At 54.7% G+C, this 18,197-nt stretch carries 13 protein-coding genes; 3 read left to right on the top strand and 10 right to left on the bottom strand.

Annotated features, from left to right (window positions below):
- Positions 1 to 56: 56 nt before the first annotated feature.
- The 3 genes from pepN (at position 57) to IE105_RS12415 (ending at position 6,514) form a co-directional block, all read left to right on the top strand.
- Positions 57 to 2,666: an aminopeptidase N gene (pepN, locus tag IE105_RS12425; RefSeq protein WP_189498966.1), complete on the top strand. Its 2,610-nt coding sequence runs from the start codon at positions 57 to 59 to the stop codon at positions 2,664 to 2,666.
- A gap of 109 nt (positions 2,667 to 2,775) precedes the next feature.
- Positions 2,776 to 3,510, top strand: a complete 735-nt coding sequence (locus tag IE105_RS12420) for an EAL domain-containing protein (protein ID WP_189498964.1) — start codon at positions 2,776 to 2,778, stop codon at positions 3,508 to 3,510.
- Positions 3,511 to 3,901: 391 nt separating this feature from the next.
- On the top strand, positions 3,902 to 6,514 hold the full coding sequence (locus IE105_RS12415) for a PAS domain-containing sensor histidine kinase (protein ID WP_189498962.1): 2,613 nt from the start codon (positions 3,902 to 3,904) through the stop codon (positions 6,512 to 6,514).
- Here the strand turns inward: IE105_RS12415 and IE105_RS12410 are convergent.
- The 10 genes from IE105_RS12410 to IE105_RS12365 all read right to left on the bottom strand — a co-directional run bounded on the left by IE105_RS12410 (position 6,511) and on the right by IE105_RS12365 (position 18,092).
- Positions 6,511 to 8,175, bottom strand: coding sequence for a sensor histidine kinase (locus IE105_RS12410; protein ID WP_189498960.1), 1,665 nt, complete (start codon positions 8,173 to 8,175; stop codon positions 6,511 to 6,513). The two genes, IE105_RS12415 and IE105_RS12410, sit on opposite strands and share 4 nt — an antisense overlap.
- A complete protein-coding gene (locus IE105_RS12405) occupies positions 8,176 to 8,847 on the bottom strand; it encodes a response regulator transcription factor (protein ID WP_189498958.1) in 672 nt (223 codons plus the stop codon).
- A gap of 171 nt (positions 8,848 to 9,018) precedes the next feature.
- On the bottom strand, positions 9,019 to 10,548 hold the full coding sequence (locus IE105_RS12400) for a trypsin-like peptidase domain-containing protein (RefSeq protein WP_189498956.1): 1,530 nt from the start codon (positions 10,546 to 10,548) through the stop codon (positions 9,019 to 9,021).
- A gap of 15 nt (positions 10,549 to 10,563) precedes the next feature.
- On the bottom strand, positions 10,564 to 11,184 hold the full coding sequence (locus tag IE105_RS12395) for a DUF938 domain-containing protein (RefSeq protein WP_189498954.1): 621 nt from the start codon (positions 11,182 to 11,184) through the stop codon (positions 10,564 to 10,566).
- The gene (locus IE105_RS12390) at positions 11,181 to 12,575 is read right to left on the bottom strand and encodes a sensor histidine kinase (protein ID WP_189498952.1); all 1,395 of its coding nucleotides are present in this window, start codon (positions 12,573 to 12,575) and stop codon (positions 11,181 to 11,183) included. Before IE105_RS12390 ends, IE105_RS12395 begins: the two co-directional genes overlap by 4 nt.
- A gap of 9 nt (positions 12,576 to 12,584) precedes the next feature.
- Positions 12,585 to 13,262 (bottom strand): response regulator transcription factor, encoded by a 678-nt coding sequence (locus tag IE105_RS12385; RefSeq protein WP_189498950.1) that lies wholly within the window; start codon positions 13,260 to 13,262, stop codon positions 12,585 to 12,587.
- 57 nt (positions 13,263 to 13,319) lie between these two features.
- A complete protein-coding gene (locus IE105_RS12380; protein WP_189498948.1) occupies positions 13,320 to 13,622 on the bottom strand; it encodes a PepSY domain-containing protein in 303 nt (100 codons plus the stop codon).
- Between the two features lie 73 nt (positions 13,623 to 13,695).
- Positions 13,696 to 14,652: a DnaJ C-terminal domain-containing protein gene (locus tag IE105_RS12375; RefSeq protein ID WP_189498946.1), complete on the bottom strand. Its 957-nt coding sequence runs from the start codon at positions 14,650 to 14,652 to the stop codon at positions 13,696 to 13,698.
- A gap of 14 nt (positions 14,653 to 14,666) precedes the next feature.
- Positions 14,667 to 17,165, bottom strand: a complete 2,499-nt coding sequence (locus IE105_RS12370; protein ID WP_189498944.1) for a glycoside hydrolase/phage tail family protein — start codon at positions 17,163 to 17,165, stop codon at positions 14,667 to 14,669.
- A 12-nt stretch (positions 17,166 to 17,177) separates the two neighbouring features.
- The gene (locus IE105_RS12365; protein WP_189498942.1) at positions 17,178 to 18,092 is read right to left on the bottom strand and encodes a hypothetical protein; all 915 of its coding nucleotides are present in this window, start codon (positions 18,090 to 18,092) and stop codon (positions 17,178 to 17,180) included.
- Between the last annotated feature and the right edge of the window lie 105 nt (positions 18,093 to 18,197).

The raw sequence follows: 18,197 nt of genomic DNA, 5'->3' as shown, positions 1-18,197 counted from the left end.
GCATTTCGATTGCGCCTATCATTGCCAGTGCGCTCACGAGGACGCATATCTAACTTATGAAAACTGATGCAGCCCCCATGCCGACCCGATTGTCGGACTATGTCCCTTATAATTTCGAAATTGCCGAAGCGCGCTTCGATTTTCGGCTAGATCCGAAATCAACGACAGTCCGGTCTTTACTGACGATGAAACGGATCGCGCCCGGACCTTTGGAACTAGACGGCGAAGACATCAAACTCGTCAGTGTTGAGATTGATGGACGTCTGCTCAAGCGCAGCGAATATCGGCTGACGCAAACGCAGCTGATTGTGGCTGAAACACCCGACGAATTTACATTGAACATAGAGACGGTCTGCGACCCCAGCGCCAATACGACGCTCATGGGGCTCTATGTCTCCGGGGGACGCTTTTTCACACAATGCGAGGCCGAAGGATTCCGTCGCATTACCTATTTTCCAGACCGCCCGGATGTCATGAGTGTTTATACGATCCTAATTGATGCGGACAAATCCACCTATCCAACGCTACTATCCAATGGCAATAAAATCGACGGTGGAGAGATTGATGGCGGGCGTCACTTTGCTGTCTGGCATGACCCTTTCCGCAAGCCCTGCTACCTTTTTGCGCTCGTTGCCGGACAGTTTGATCGCTTGGACGATAGTTTTACGACCATGAGCGGACGTCACATCCCGCTAGAAATTTATGTCGATCCAGGTGACGCGCCTAAAGCCGCCTATGCGATGGACAGTCTGAAACGGTCAATGGCGTGGGACGAACGCGCCTTTGGCCGGGAATATGATCTTGATATTTTCATGATCGTCGCGGTGCGCGATTTCAATTTCGGGGCCATGGAAAATAAAGGGTTGAACATTTTCAACTCTTCACTCCTGCTCGCCGATGCGCAGACGGCAACAGATATGAATTTTGAGCGGATCGAATCCGTCGTCGCGCACGAATATTTCCACAATTGGACCGGCAATCGCATCACCTGCCGGGACTGGTTCCAACTCTGCTTAAAGGAAGGCTTTACAGTCTTCCGCGATCAAGAGTTTTCGGCCGACCAACGCGGCGCAGCGGTGCAACGGATCAAAGACGTCCGCGCTTTGCGGGCACGTCAATTTGCCGAAGACAACGGACCGCTCGCCCATCCTGTGCGCCCAACCGAATATGTCAAAATCGACAATTTCTACACAGCGACGATTTATGAAAAAGGCGCAGAATTGATCCGCATGCTCAAAGCCTGGTTAGGCGACGACATGTTCCGCAAAGGTAGTGACCTCTACTTTGCGCGCCTCGACGGTACGGCGGCGACCATCGAACAATTCTTGGATTGCCACGCCGACGCGTCTGGTGAAGACATGTCTCAATTTATTCAATGGTATCAACAGGCCGGAACACCGCGTCTTACGGTTCGTCGCCATCAGACACCAACGACTCCGGTCATCAGCCAGACAGTTTCCTTCTATCAAGAAACCCTGCCCACACCGGGACAGCCCAATAAGAAACCGATGTTACTACCGATCCGTTGGCAGGCAATTGGGGATGACGGTCCGTTGATGGAACCACAACTCACGGTCATGACAACCGATGAAACCACCATATCCTACCCGCGTTTCGACGTGCCGCATTCCCTTTCTGTGCTGCAGCGATTTTCCGCGCCCGTGATATTGAATTCAGACGCGACGACGGAAGATCTCATTCGCTTGATGGGCCAAGATCCAGACGCCTTTAATCGATGGGAAGCGGGTCAAACCTTGGCCCGCCGCCTACTGGCAGATTTCGCGAAAGCGCTAGAAGCGGGCAGAATGCCGAAAATGGATACGGCACTGCGCGATTATACAAATGCCCTAGCCGTCACCTTGCGCGACCCACAATTTGACGATGCGTTCAAAGCGCTCGTGTTGACGCCGCCATCCGCGATGGAAGTGTTGATGGTCGCGGCCCCTGTCGATCCTATTGCCGTGCACGAAGCTGGCAATTGGTTGTCCCGCGCAATCGCCGATACGCTCCGCGATGACCTTGTCGCCACTTACACAGTGAAAAATGATGACGGACCGTTTTCGCCTGACGCGAAAGCCGCCGGGCGACGCGCGCTCAAAGGGCGCTGCCTCTCACTTTTGGCGGCGCGGTTTGATCCGCTCGCCGCCTCTTTGGCGACTAACCAACTCGACGGCGCGACCAATATGACGGACGAAATTGGCGCGCTCGTCACCCTGTCACGCCTTGGCGGGCAACGCGTTGAAAGCTCCATGACTCAATTCTTTGAGAAATGGAAAGATCAACCACTGGTGATTGATAAATGGTATTCGGTGCAATCAATGCGTCACCATGCCGACGGCATCCAAGCGATCATACGCCTCGCCGAAATGCCGAGCTATGAACGTAACAACCCTAACCGTGTGCGCGCGCTCGTGGGTGGGTTTGCGTTTGGCAACACGAAGCTGTTCCACAAAATAGATGGCTCGGGTTATCGCTTTTTCGCGGATCAAGTTCTCGACATGGATACACGAAACCCCTCTGTCGCAGCCCGCTTGCTCGGGTCATTCGAGATTTGGCGGAAACTGGACCCGACACGACAAGCGCTCGTTCGGGCTGAGCTCGACCGCATCATTGCGGCAAAACCCAGCAAAAACGTTCTAGAAATTGCGCAACGGACCCGCGCATAATTAGAAACTGTTGGGCAGACGTTAAAGGGGGGCGCGGTTAGGCTGTGGCTAACCGTTCCTTTAAGCCCCGTTCACACGATCTTAGCGTGTCTGTGCGACCTCTTCGCAGATGCCAGAATTATCCAATGTCCTCACCGCTGCAGGCTTCCGCGAGCATGTGTCAGAGCAACGCTACCGCGTTATGCGTCAGCCGATTATCGATTTAACGTCGGGCGAAATCCACCATTACGAATGGCTTGTTCGATTTAAAGGGCAAGGCACGGAAGGCGTCATCCGGCCCGCTGAAATTTCAGGCGTCATCCGGGACCTTGATCTCTCTATGCTCGCACAGGCGATCCTGATTTTAAATGAATACCCTAACGATCCTGGCATCGCGATTAATCTCTCGGGGGCCTCCGTTGACCGAGAAAACTTCAAACCCTCTGTCCTGGCCTGCCTGACAGCATTGACCGCGTCCCCGACGAAGCTCGTCATTGAGTTGACAGAGAGTTGGGACATGGACCGAATTGAACTTGCGGAAAGCTTGCTGACCGAGCTCAAAACACGGGGCCACCCGGTCTGTTTGGATGATGTCGGTGCCGGTGCGGCCTCTATACGCTATCTGCGCGCCCTGCCCGCAAACTGGTTGAAAATCGACGGCGCTTTCGTGGCCGCCGCCTATAATAACAAACGAGACCGTGCGATCTTAATGGCACTGTTGACCTTACGGGAACCCTTGGACGTCCGCTTTATTGCTGAGGGCATAGAAACCATTGAATTGCTCGATTTTGTCCGCCGTCTCGGCATTGATGCTGGCCAAGGCTATGCGCTCGGCAAGCCTGAACCCGAAACTCGGATAAAATAACAGGTAATTACGACCCAAACCCCAAACTTTACCAAACTATTAACCTTAATTTGGTTCGACAGAGCAATTGCTGCCGGATACCTATTCACGGTGATTCGATAGGGGAGGCTAACTGCATCCGACGATGGCGGCCAACCGCACATATCCTGAGGGTTATAGACCCCCGCCTACGGCTCCGACGTCCGGCCAAGCCCATTCGCATGCGCCACAGCCTTATGCGGGTCCTGTCGAATTTGTGCCTCAATCGCCGCAACCTACGACTGCGTATACCGCAAGACCGTACGTCGCGGGAACCGTCCACCCTCCCATGCCGGGACAGCCTTATAATGCTCCGCCGCACGCGGCCCCACCCCCAAACCAAGCGCAGCCGAAACCAGATCAAAACAGCATCATGAAAGCTCGGCGATCCCGGACGATGTCGCGCACCCACACGGGCGGCGGTACGAAAGTCGCATCAGGCGAAGATAGTTTTTCCGAAAGCATTGGTGGCGGACAAGCGGTCCGAAGACTTTTGCTGGCGGCCCTCGCCTTTATCATTCTTGTCGCCATCTTGTTCACAACGATGACCGTGAGCGATTATAGCCGCTTCACAAACCAGACGAAATCGGCGATTTCGTCCGACCTCGAAGTACGGGCTCAATCTGTCTCACGCGCGATTGATGCCCAGACATCTCTCATTAATTTAGCCCTATCCGTATCCCGGGACCCTGCTGTGATCGCGCCTCTAACGCGTCAATCAGACTCAGTTAGAGGCGTTGCCGTACTCAATGCACAAGGGCAAATTCTCGCAGAGACAGACCGGTCCGGCGCCGCATTATCCCAAATCGACCTGAGTGGCATCAACGAGGGACAAACACGAATTGCATCACTGATCCAGCCTGAGTCCGGCCAAACAACTCCTGTCATCGTGCAACGGGCAGGAAACTTCTATGTCCTCGCCGCTCTTCATCCCGGAACGCTGGCTGGCACGGATCAACGCAACGGCGCTTTGGTATTATCCAATGGCCGTTTGATCGATGCGCCGCCTCATATCGGCAAAGTCGGCGCGTATAGCTATTTCGAATTAAGCCCCGCACGGATGACGGCTATCGCCCAACTGGGCGGGACAGAAATCACCCAATCGACGAATGCAGGTGAGTCTGTATGGCTCGGGGCAAGCCCAATCCCGAAGTCAGGCGGGTCAATGCTTTTGCTGGATCAGCATGATCGCTCTATGCCGAGCTTCTTGCCGCAAAACTTACTCATGCTCGGTTTGCTGCTGGCTGGACTGGTCTGGTTAGGGTGGATGCTGACCAATCAATTAGTCGCGCAAATGCGAGCCCTAAAAGCCAGTAGCACGGATGATGAAATATCACGTCAACGCTATCAAGCGGCTGTCGAAGGCTCGGGCGGCGGCGTTTGGGAAATCGATTTGTCCGTAAACATGGCCTATGTCAGCGCCTCGCTTGCTAAAATGCTAGGCCTTGGCGATCAAGAAGCGCTTGTCACGCTCCCTCAATTTCTCGGGCTTTTCGAAGGGGCCGACCGGGACAAGCTCTACAACACCATTCGACGCGCGCATGTCAGCGGTGGTTTCGATATGGAACTCTCGCTGGAAAAACTGCCTTTAATCGTGGCTTGCCGCGGTGTGCCATCAACGCGCGGGCATGATCAAGCAAAAGTCATCATTGGCATGGCCATTGATGTCACCGAAGCGCGCAGCACGCAACGTCGCCTTAAAGCCGCCGAAGCGCGTCTTTTTGATGCCTTACGGTCCATGAACGATAGTTTCGTCATCTGGGATCAAATGGACCGGCTCGTCCTTTGGAACCGCAAGTTCGAAGAGTTTTTTGGTTTCGAAGCCGGCAACCTTCAACCCGGCATGGAATATGCGATCGTTGATCATTACGCGAGACAAGTTATTGAAAGCGATCGGGAACTGGACAACCATACGGGGCGTGAAATTCAATTGAATGATGGCCGTTGGCTTCGTTACATTGAAACGCAAACCGTTGATGGCGGCCGCGTTTCCATGGGCACAGATGTCACGGGCATTCGCGCCCGCGAAGTCGAATTAGAAGCGAACAGAGACCGTTTGCAATCGACCATCAACATTCTACGCGAGTCACAAACCCGGATTGTAGAGCTCGCCGAAAATTATGAGCAAGAAAAAATCCGGGCCGAGGAAGCCAACCAATCTAAATCGGAATTTTTAGCCAATATGAGTCACGAGCTTCGGACTCCGCTCAATGCGATCAATGGTTTCTCTGACATTATGAAAAAGGAAATGTTCGGTCCGCTTGGCGATCCCCGTTACCGTGAATATATTTCGGACATTCTCTTTTCGGGCCAACATCTTCTCAGCCTGATCAATGATATTCTCGACATGTCGAAAATTGAAGCCGGGAAAATGTCATTGAACTCGGAACAGATGTCGATCGCCGACATGATTACACAGGTTCTTAGGATCGTACGCGGCCGTGCCGATGAGAACCGTCTCAAACTTGTTCATGATGACATTGAAGCGCATGATATCGAAGCTGACCCGAGGGCCGTGAAACAGGTCCTTCTTAACCTTGCGACCAATGCGATTAAGTTCACGCCTGAAGGCGGGACTGTCACGCTTAAGGTCGAGTCAAAAGTGTCCGGGATCATCATCCATGTCTGCGATACAGGCATCGGAATTTCCCAAGACGATATTAGTCGCCTGGCCCAGCCGTTCGAACAAATTGATAGTCAGCATTCCCGTAAACATGAAGGCACAGGTCTTGGCTTGGCGCTCTCTAAATCACTCGTGGAACTGCATGGCGGCAACTTTAGTATCTCGTCTGAACTGGGTGTAGGCACGACCGTCACCTTTACTCTGCCCAACAAACCGATCGTTAAAGTCGTTGAGGCTGAGAAGACAGAAGTTGGCGACGAAATCACACGCCTCGCGCAAGACATTGCCAATGTTCTCGGCCAGAGTGATCAACAAGATAACAATAACGCGACAAAAAACACCCGGTCAGATCACGCCGCTTAAGCGGACCCGCCTTTGCGGCCGTCTGACGGGCTATCGTCAGTTTTTACGCTTTTGGCCCGCGGGAAAACCAGCTCAACTTTCAATCCGGGGCGTCCATCATGATCATCGTGTCCAGCCAAGACAGCGTCTGATCCAAGCCCATCATCTAAAATAAGCTCGGCTTGGTGAAGATCTGCAATCGCATCAACCAAGGCCAGACCAAGACCAGAGCCGGGCAAGGTTCGGCTCTTGTCTAAACGTACGAACCGCTCTCTGACACGCTCCCGATCAAAAACGGGAATACCGGGGCCGTCATCCACGACAAAAATCCGAACCCGGCCGCGCTGTCCTTTTTGCGCTGACAAATGAATGCGGGACCCGCCGCCGCCCCCCGCATATTTAATCGCATTTTCAACGAGATTAGAGACCGCCTGAGATAGTAAACCACGGTCGGCCATAATCGTGAGACCACTCTCTATGTCGTAAGTGAAGGACAGGCCTGCATCTTCACAGGCAGGCTCATACAGTTCTGCCAAGTCGTCCAAAATAGGTTTTGGGTCGAGCGGCTTGAGAAGTTCACGGCGTTCACCGGCCTCGAGTCTTGCAATCCGCAGAACGGAATCAAACGTGCTCAGCAATTCATCTGCGTCCCCCGCAGCTGCATAGAGAACATCCCCCTCCGGACTATCCCCTGCCTCAACAGCGGCCGTTTCAAGACGAGTCCTCAGCCGAGTCAACGGTGTTCGAAGATCATGTGCCACAGAATCGCCTGCGTAGCGCATCGCCTGCATCAGGCGATCAATATGGTCGAGCATACCGTTCAGATGTTCCGCCAAACGGTCCATCTCATCTTCAGAATAGGTTCTTGGCGCTCGGCGGTCCAAATGCCCGGCTTGGACATCCGTGGCGAGTTTATTGAGGATATCGACGCGACGCGCAAAACGACGCGCCACAAAGATTGATGATAGAATACCGAGAAACAGAGCGATGAAAGATGAGGTTGTCATCGCGCTCCGCATGCGTTCGCCTGTCCGCATGATGGTTTCGATATCACGGCCTACAAACAAAATGCCGACACGCACCTCATCTTCATAGATGACTAAGCCCAGAACTTGGACACGGCGCTCCTCTGTCCGGTCAGTCTCAATGTCGGACACAGTCGCAATCGCGCGTTCACGAATTAAACCGCGCGACACAAATCCCGCGAGCGACGGGGCATCCATGCCCAGCGCGGCGATTTCCTCGGTGACGAGTTTTCCTGACTTACGGCCTTTAAACACGAACATAGAATATGTGTCGTCTGACAGGTCGCGCAGTGTCACCACCCTTTCAACAGTCTCACGGGCCCCTTGATCAAAGTAAGGCTGCGCGAGCGGTGAGGTTTCTGGCGTATCGATTGGTAGAGCGCCAATCCGCTTTGCTTCTTGAAAAACGCGATCTCCGCCTTTTTCGAACAGGGACTGCAGTTCAATCAAGTCACTTCGTAATCCATCATCAATCCGGCGTATTTCTGCCGAAACGATCCGGTCATAAACAATCAGCTGAGCAACCAGCAGCGAGCCCCCAAAAAGAAGTGCTCCGACTAGGGATAGTCGGAACACTGTGTTTTTGAGAAGCCGGCCCAGCGTCTCAGCGAGATCGCCGAGAGGCTGAGCATCCGCGGATTTGGACGAAGACCCCAACTAGGGTTGCAAGCGGTAGCCAGCACCGCGCACAGTGTGCAGCAATGGGGTGCCAAACTCTTTATCAATCTTGCCGCGTAGGCGTGAGATGTGAACGTCAATGACATTGGTCTGGGGGTCAAAGTGATAATCCCAAACTTTTTCAAGCAACATGGTGCGGGTTACAACGCGTCCGGCATTGCGCATCAAACATTCTAAGAGGCGGAACTCGCGCGGTTGCAAGAGAACTTTCTGGCCGCCCCGGTGCACCGTCCGCGCTAATAAATCCATTTCGAGATCACCGACTTTCAGCTTCGTCACAGCCGCTGTCGGGTCGGATCGTCGGCCGATGGCTTCGACGCGGGCCAGGAGCTCCATAAACGAATAAGGCTTGGCGAGATAATCATCGCCGCCAGCGCGCAGACCTTCGACCTTATGATCTGTTTCTCCAAGCGCTGATAATATCAGCACAGGTGTCGCATCACCCCCTTCGCGAAGGTCCATCAAAACTTGCAAGCCATCCCGTTTGGGCAACATACGATCCAGAATAAGGGCATCATAATCGGCGGCTTGCGCCATTTCTAAGGCTGTATCCCCATCTGTCGCAAGGTCCACCACATGCCCAGCCTCGGAGAGGCCTTTCTTGACATATTCAGCGGCGACTTCGTCGTCCTCGACTACTAATATTCTCATTGACCTACTCCGTGATCTTCACTCGTAATGCTTTGTCCATGTGGGTAACGCAAGAGAAAGCAGAAAGATAACGACCATTCGGTAAGGTTTGAAAAGTAGCGTCTAAGGCACGGTAAAGACTGGGTATATTACCACTATTACGACGGACATTTGGCATGTCCGCCGCGGATTTTAAGTTGGTAGATCAAGTATTTTCTCGCCACCGTCCTTTGGGCGAAGCTTGATTTTCATGCTCGATTTCTTGTCGAGCTTCGCATTCAGAACCATGGACCGCCATTTATCAACTTCGGCAATAGGCATGCCGTCGGCTTCCAGCAGAACTTGCCCAATCTTGAAGCCCGCCATTTCTGCTTCCGATCCCGGATCGACACTTTCGACATAGACGCCGACTTGATCAGATCGCATCCCGATGGCTGTACGGAACTCAGCCGAAATATCGAGGACATGAACGCCCGTATTGATACTGATGCGCGCATGCGGTTCGCTTTTCGGGGCGGGCGGTGGCAAACCCCGGCTTAATGCGGCGTCGCGTTCGACATCGGCTTTTTCAGGCCGTTCTCCGATAGAGACTTTGATTTCATATGTCTTCTCTAGCCGCTCATAGATAATATTCGCGACATCACCCGGTGCAAGTAATCCAATGGCGCGAGTTGCCTCGACGGAGTTTCGGACAGGATAATCATTGATACGCAGGATGATGTCATCAATCTCCAACCCATACGTCTGAGCGGGGCTTCCCGGCACCAAATTATTGACTAGAGCGCCAGATTTGAGAATGCCCGGACGTCCATCCATTTCAAAGACAGCGTCTCGTAAGCCCGCTCCCAGATAACCGCGTCGGACCCGACCCTCAGACCGAAGTGCCGTGACGACGGATGCCGCTGTTTCGTGCGGAATAACGAAGGCGATCCCGACGGACGCGCCAGTGGGTGAGTAAATGGCTGAGTTCACGCCGACGACGTCGCCATTTAGATTAAACAACGGCCCCCCCGAGTTCCCCCGGTTAATGGTCGCATCTGTTTGGATATAATCGACATAGGAGCCACTATCGACGCGTTTCCGGCCTATCGCAGAAATGACGCCGAGCGACGTTGATTGGCCAATCCCGAACGGATTCCCAATCGCGACAACCCAATCACCAATCCGCGACCGCGTTCCTTGGTGGAACTGTACATAGGGAACTGTTTCATTCGTATCGAACGTCAAGAGGGCCAGATCGGTTTCTTCGTCCGTACCTAGCGTTCGCGCGGGATACCGGCGCCCGTCATTAAATTCGATCTCAATCGTCTCACCGCCTTCAATGACGTGGTAATTTGTGACCACTTCACGCTGCGGACTAATCACAAAGCCCGAGCCCTGCCCTTCTGAGAGCATTTCACCATTTGATGTCGTGACGATAATATTGACCGTTGATTGGCTGACCCGTTCCACAAGGTTAGCAATGGACGGCAGGGCCGCAATCGGCGTCATCATCATATTTTGTTGTGGCTGAGCCTGCGGGTTTTGCGAAAGGGCCCGTTGGGGCGCAGGGTCTTGGACCTGCGGGACTGCCGCACCATTGCGTAACGGTGTATAGGGTTGTGCCTGATCCGGACGTCGAATGTCGATCGCTGGCGTGGTCTGCGCCAATACGGGCGCTGCGAACACTGTTAAAGCTAAGCCAGCCATGAGCAATCTTGCAGCTTTGAGGGGGGCGCGCATTGCAGGCTCCAATGTTCAGTGCTTGGATAGCCTCACAATGTGATTGTTGCGAGGCATGTCAAAGCGTTCACTTTGCTTAAACCCCTCATTTTCAAAGATATGCTTAACATCTGCAAACTCTCTTACACCCCAACGCATATCGCGACGTTTGAGCGACGCATCAAAATCGATATTCGAGGCCGCGCTGCGCTCACCAAACAGGAATGGACCGTAGAGAAAAACCGTGTCTGTGAGCTGTGCAGCCCCTCTCGCCAGTCCGACTGCGGCCTCTATTGGCGCAATATGGATCATATTGGCGGAATAAATCGCGTCAAAAGAACCAAGCGGCGCCGCCCAGTCCGGCACCGTCAGGTCCAGAGCGAGCGGCTCAGGCCAATTATCTTGTTTCCACGCAGATTGGCTCGCGCGCGAGTTCGCGTCCGGATCACTATACTGCCAGATAACGTCAGGACAGACAGTCCCCAATGCCGCGCCGTGCTCACCTGTGCCTGATCCAACTTCAAGAATGCGCGCCTTATTTGAGAGATGCTCCGCCAGCCACGCTGCAATGAGGTGCTTGTTACGACCAGCACTCGGCGAAAACAGCCGATTCCCGTCACGACCACTGTCTTCAAGCGCGATTGGTTTTTCAGTCATCGGGTATCCTGTACGGCACGCGGCAGGGATAACTCAGCCCTGAGACCGCCGAGGGATGACCCGGTTAGGACCAGCGACCCCCCATAAGCTTCCGCGAGATCATTGACGATGGCCAGACCAAGCCCAGACCCCGGAGTCGCTTCGTCCAATCGCGCGCCGCGTTTAAGCGCCGTTTCAATCTCCGTTTCCGGAATACCAGGACCATCATCCTCAATCACGACTCGGACCAAGGCGTCGTCAGCCGTCCGGCTTACATCGACCTGTGAGCGCGTCCATTTCGCGGCATTATCCATTAGGTTGCCAATCATATCTTCCAAGTCGCGCTTATCGCCTCGAAACCGCAAACCTGCTTCCCCATCGACATCAATAATAAGGTCCTTATCCCGATGAATTCGTGGCAACGTCCGAGCAAGCGCACTGATGACGTCGTCCATATCGCAAGACAGGCCAATTGCCTGACCGCGCGCGGCAGCGCGAGCGCGGCGCAGGTGATGGTCCACTTGGGCCGACATGGCGTCTGTTTGTCGTTTGACGACGCTGGCATCAACCAACGCGCTCAAACCCGCCTCATTCTGCAAAACAGCAATGGGCGTTTTCAACCCGTGGGCCAAGTTGCCAACATGGGTCTGTGCCCGTTCCACGACATTGCGATTATGCGCAATCAACGAATTTAGCTCATCCGCAACGCCCGCGATTTCTGCGGGGTACCGCCCTTCAAGACTAATAGACCGTCCTTCGCGCACATCGGCAACGCGTTCAGCCAATGCAAACAGAGGTCGCAGCCCAAGACGTACTTGCGCATAAATGGCCGCCAGAAGCCCCGCGGTCAGAAGGCCCATCAGGAACAATGCCGACCCTGCAAATTGTTGTATAGAGCGCGTCGCGGGACGGCGATCCGCTGCCGCCATCGCCACAACAGGGGACGTCATACCGGGCAAGAGAACTTCCCGGCCCACAATTCGTAAAGGTTCGTCGACATTCGGACCCGCGCCAGAAAATCTCACGGCTTCGCCTGTCGCCTGCGTCAGTTTTATTCGGTCCACCCCATTGATACGGAGTGTCTCGCCATAAAGCGACCGAGAGGCGAGCAACGGAATTATGTCATTAGTTTCGTCAACTGTCCCGATCAACCAATATCGACCTGATAAGGCCCGTTGATACCGGGGATCGAGTGGTTCTCGCGTCAGGGCGAGACCGTCATTTTCCGTGACTTCGACGGAGGCGATGAGCGCGGTGACGGCGGATTCAAGCGGATCATCGAATGATGTGTAGACCGTATTCCGGTAGAACCAAGTCAATAAGATAAGCGCGGTGATCAGGGCCGGCACGGTCCAGAGAAGCGCCGCCCGAACGAGCCGCGAGACGAGAGAGGGATTAGGGCCGGTGGCCAAAGAGGTCGCCTAAGACGTTTGCGGCGCGTCTGGATCGACCAGCCGGTAGCCGAGGCCGCGAACGGTCTCAATCCGGTCCGTGCCAATCTTCTTTCGTAGCCGCCCGATAAAGACCTCAATCGTATTGCTGTCCCGATCAAAATCCTGATCGTAAATATGCTCGACCATTTCAGTCCGAGAAATAACGCGCCCTTTGTGGGTTGCCATATAGGCGAGCAGACGGAATTCATGGCTTGTCAGTTTGATGCCCATACCGTTGACAAAGGCGCGAGCCGCCCGGTTATCCACGACCAAATCGCCAATCTCGATAACGTCCGTCGTATGACCTGCAGCGCGTCGCAGCAACGCCCGCAACCGGGCCATAAGTTCTTCCGTGTGAAACGGCTTGGTTAGATAATCGTCAGCACCGGCATCAAACCCAGCGACTTTTTCACTCCACTGGTCGCGCGCTGTCAAAATCAGGACCGGCATTTTGCGCTCATCCGCGCGCCATTTTTGCAAGATCGACACACCGTCAATTTGCGGCAAACCCAGATCAAGGATGACCCCGTCATAGGGCTCTGTATCACCTAGAAAATGACCTTCGACCCCGTCCGTCGCCACATCGACCGCGTAGCCTTGCTCTTTGAGCATTTGCTTGAGTTGTCGGGACAGGTCTGGATCATCTTCAACGACGAGAATGCGCATAGGGGGTCTCCGCGGGGGTATCAGAGCAATTGACCCCATTCAGGGCCAACAAGAGAGTTATCGAATACGGCCAGTTGCCGCGTCAACGATTATATCAACGACACGGCCATCGCGAGCGATAATCCGGACGCGATAGGCATCAGACGTCCGGCGAATGTCAACCACTTCGCCGCCCGGCACACGCGCAAGCGCTATTGCTTTCGCTTCACGCGCACTGATTTCGCGCTGAACTAGCTGCCAAGACTGCGCGTTCAACGGTGACGCTGTGTTCACCGCCTCCCCTTGCGGGATCGCGGCGGACGCAGGCGCGCTCATCAGAGCGACCAACACAGCGGCGGATATAAGGGTTTTACGGGTCATGATATGCCTCTGTAGGGCCCCACCTCTGAACGAAGACTGAATAGTGCGTTTAGATACAGTTGAGCCATCACGGTCAAATTAAGCCCTTCCGTAAGCTCTCACCGTTTTCGTCTGGAAGACGCGAGATAATATCGTCAGATTTCGTCAACTCTGCATCGGTCAAAGTAATGACAAGTTCGACAATCAAATTGCCTCGTTTCTTATCCTTACCTTTCACACCCTTACCCTTAAGGCGCATTTTCTTCCCTGTGTTAGAGCCGGGAGAGACCTTAAAGCTAACCGCCCCCGTGGGCATATCAAGACGGATGGTTGCGCCACTCAACGCTTCTTTCAAACTGATTGGAAGCTGTAGGTGAAGATCATCGCCGCGCCGCAAGAGGGTCCGGTGTTCGCGGACAGACACTTTAACCAACGCATCACCGTCTTGGCCACCATATAGGCCGGGCTGTCCTTTGCCCCGCACACGCAAGGTTTGACCGTCCCGGACACCCTCCGGAAAATGCACTTTAGTTCCGGAAGGAAGCTGCCGCGTTCCGCCGGTCAGCGATTCCGGGAGCGACAACACGACGGAATATTGTACATCTGCTCCTTTGGATGGTCGGTTCATGCCGCCCCGCGCGCCGCCAGCAAAAGGCCCTGTGTTCATACCAAAGAGCGAACCGAACAAGTCGGACATATCGTCCTGTCCGGCGCCACCGCGCCCTCGTCCACCAAAGCCTTCAAAGCCGCCAAAGCCTGTTTCATAGCCCGGGCCGCCGCCGCGCGAGCCAAACCCTCCGGCGCCTGCATAAGGATTGCGTTGCTGACCCTGGTCGTCGATTGCTCCGCTGTCATACTGACGGCGTAAATCTTCGTTCGACAAGAGATTATAAGCTGCGGTGACTTCCTTGAAGCGATCCCCAGACTTGTCGTCGTCCGGGTTGACGTCCGGGTGCAGTTTCTTCGCGAGCTTACGGTAAGCCGAACGGATTTCTTTATCCGTTGCTGACTTGCTTACACCCAGAAGATCATATGGATTTTTTGTTGCCATAAGACACTACTTAGTCACCCATCAGTGACATTCAACGCCGCAGGGTAAATACTCTCGCGTCCGACCTGCGAAAATTGATAAACCTCCGCTCTGTCAAAGGGCTGAATGGCAATAGATGTGTCTGTGGTTTCTATCGTTTCTTCGGACTCCCCACGATAAAGCTTGAGCCGGTACCGAAGATGGGACGCATCTTCTGTCCACTCTGTGAAAGCCGGATCGCGCCCGATCCATGTCAGAACGGTCCCATCCCACTTTAGATGGCACGGCGCTAACGGGATTCCGTTTAAATCATTCCACACCAGCACCGCCGACCGCGCGGTACGGTCCGCAGTATTTCCCGTTAGAGTAACGCCCTCGCCTCGCCATTCATCAGAGATCGGTAATGTGACCACGCCAGCCGCGAGCCACAGCAGGCGCGCGCCGCTGGCCAAACTCTCAGCAATAAACGTGTCACTCCCCTCTAGACCGCGTAACAAGTGAGACAGACGATATGTCTGCGGTTCGATAAGCATGACATCACGTGCCGCAAAAATCTCCCACCCCAACGGTGTTTCGACGGCAAATCGATTGCCCCGCGCGAGAAACTCCCCGTCGCCGAGCGCGCTGAGCGTTAACCCCGGCAACAGAACATCAACTTCCGAAACGATATCGCGAAACTCGGGTCGTCCGGCCGGAAAGTCCGTCATCGTTACGCCGAGACGAACGGGAGTTTCAAGCGTAGCCTCGGAGGCAGAGACTTGCACTAGCACGGAAGAGAACGGTTCGAGCATGGCGCCCGCGCTCACCCCATCCCGCCCCGGCAGATCAAATGCGAACAATTGCGGCGCACCCGCGTATGAAATATGGGCTGGCTCGATCGGCGTCGTTCCGGAGACCCAGGCTGGTCCACTAGGCACATCACGACGCGCCGTGACGGATACAGTTGCGCCAATCTCTAATGTCTCAATAGACCAGACGGTGTTTTCAATCCGAACCCGATCCCCAATTTTTAGCCGAAGCCCTGTTTCTAAAGGCAAATTGATACTGAGCGTTTCTTCGCCCGCATGCGCGACCTCTAATTCTCTTTGTGCAACATAACGGGCGAAACCTTCGTCCAGAACAGCCGGCACCCCTAAATCCGCAACCGCAACGGACTCCGCCGATTGGTCACGCGCCGACGCGGTGCCAAGCTGATAGTCACGTCCCGCGTCGATATAGGTCAGGCGAACATCACGGATACGCGTTTCCGCGTCGCCTCGCGCGCGAAGAACGGGTCCATGCACAAGATCAGCGGCCAAGAGGGTTAAGCTCTCCGGGCCGCCAATTGCAAAGACCACATTTCCACTGTGTTCTGTGAGTTCGACAGCGAAAAGCTGCATTAACGGAGCGAGCGCGGCGCGCGCACTCATCGGACGATCAACTACATACCCCGGCAAAACGCCGGAGATACCAGACACATCAAGGGCCATCAGTCCGCTATCGTGGGCCAACTCTTCAATCACATCCGCGACAGGCATCAAGCCGGCTCGCCCATTAAGCCAATGGCCTCGCGCCCAGCTATCGCCATCTGACCAAACAGCCTTTCGCGCGGGGAAATCCGGATAAGGCCGTGCATCCCATGCCCAAACGGAGGCCCGCGCGAGGTCAAGAAAGCCAGGCTCATTTGTTGCGTCATAATGACTGAGGAACGCTTCGATATAACGCCGCTGAATCAGATCATCGCGGGTCCCGTCCGAATGATAGGGCAGCGCCGCATCGATAGATTTGGCATCATTGAACACATTGGGCTGGTTTGCGCCCTTATCGACGGCGGGGCAGCCGATTTCGAGCAACCAGATGGGTTTGGATCGCGGTACCCACGCACTCTGCCCCGCAGCGAAGCCATTGCGCCGCTCAATATGGGGATGGCTCCACCAATGGCGCATATCCTTATATCGGTAGATCGGGTCATCAATTGGCGAGCGGGTCTGCGCATTTCGGTCGCTTTCGCTGGCATAGTACCAGTCATACCCCTCGCCGCCTTCGACATTGCGCGACAGATAGTCAAAATCATGCGCGCGACGCCCTGAATCACCGTCAAGATGATCCCCGTCACGCCAGTCAGACAAAGGAAAATAGGCATCAATCCCAACGGCATCGATATTATTGTCGGCCCAAAGCGGATCAAGGTGATAGCGAACATCCCCACCGTCCCGCAGACCGAAATAATCAGACCAGTCAGCGGCATAGGTGATTTTTGTGCTGGGTCCGACAATGGCGCGGGTTGCGGCCGCTAAGCTTTGCATCTGCGCGACCGCCGGAAAGCTCTCTCCGAACCGATACGCCATCAGCGCCTTGAGTTCTGAGCCAATGACAATAGCGTCAACACCGCCCGCCTGTTGCGCAAGGCCTGCATGATGCAAGATGTGGTGCCGAAAGCGGAAGTCATCCCCGCCCCCAAAGAAGGCAGACACATCCGAGACCGAGGTTGCCGTTATTCGTCCACGCCAAGGAAAGCCGGGCGTATCCACCAGTAAAAATGGATGCAACGTCACGGCGAAGCCACGTTATTTCAGCTCCCGAATGCAATCAATCACGCTTTCATCCGAGGGCGTGCCGCCATAATTCGGCCGCCCTTCACTATTCGCGCTTACAATGTAGGCACTATGGCGGTCTTGCCCTGCGACCCGCCATTCAACGTCTGGTAAACGCCTTTCACGTCGTTCCGCTCCGGGTTGGATAAGGCAGTCTCCCGCGTCCAACGAAGTCCCAAACCACGCACAAATAATATTGACGTGGTGACAATGAGGGAGTTCGGCCTGCAATTGATCGAGCGAGGTCAGCAAGTCTGCTTGCCCGGAAAAGCTATTCATATTTGACGGAACCGTCACGCCTATGCTGGGAGTTTCTTCGACAATCGTCGGCGAAAGAGCGAACTCACCCGTCCCGGGGAGAAGGTTTACGGATTGGATCAGATCCTCCATGCGGCCACCGCGTTTCACGCCGCGCACGACTTCCGCGTTAATAATTGGAAGGCGCGCACCATACTCATCCAATGGGAAGTCCTCAAAGACGATATAGGCTGTCCCGCGAAATGCGGGCACAGCACCCGGCTCTGTCGCCGCAATAACCGAGTCAGGCCCTTGCGTATCGGACCCCGTGTGGATGCGCACGGTTAAGCCCGCGCATTGCAGGATTTCGCCATTCGCCCAAACCCGGTCCACACCCAATATTTCACCTTCACACAAACCAACGGCGAAGCTGATAGTGTAGGAATAGGTTCGCTCTGTCGGGCCGCCGCCTTTGCCGCCAACGCTTTTATCACTGACTTTCTCGCGCACCTGACTGGCCCAAATAACCTGTCCTGCTAAACGGACGCGGCCAAAAACGCGCGGCATCGCGGCTCCGTCGCGTGAGGTTTGCAGATGGAAGCTCTCTAACTGCGGACCTTCGAAAACGCGTTTGTCCAGTGCGCGGGTCATTTGTCTGACGTCAGCGCTCATGGCACAGATTTGAGCCTGGGCTAAGAGAGACTTTGCTCACCTCCATCCTTATGGAGTGAAGCATGAGACAGACTAAAACAACGT

This window comes from Algimonas arctica (assembly GCF_014652695.1).
GTDB lineage: Bacteria > Pseudomonadota > Alphaproteobacteria > Caulobacterales > Maricaulaceae > Litorimonas > Litorimonas arctica.
This window is presented reverse-complemented; position numbering and strand designations above follow the sequence as displayed.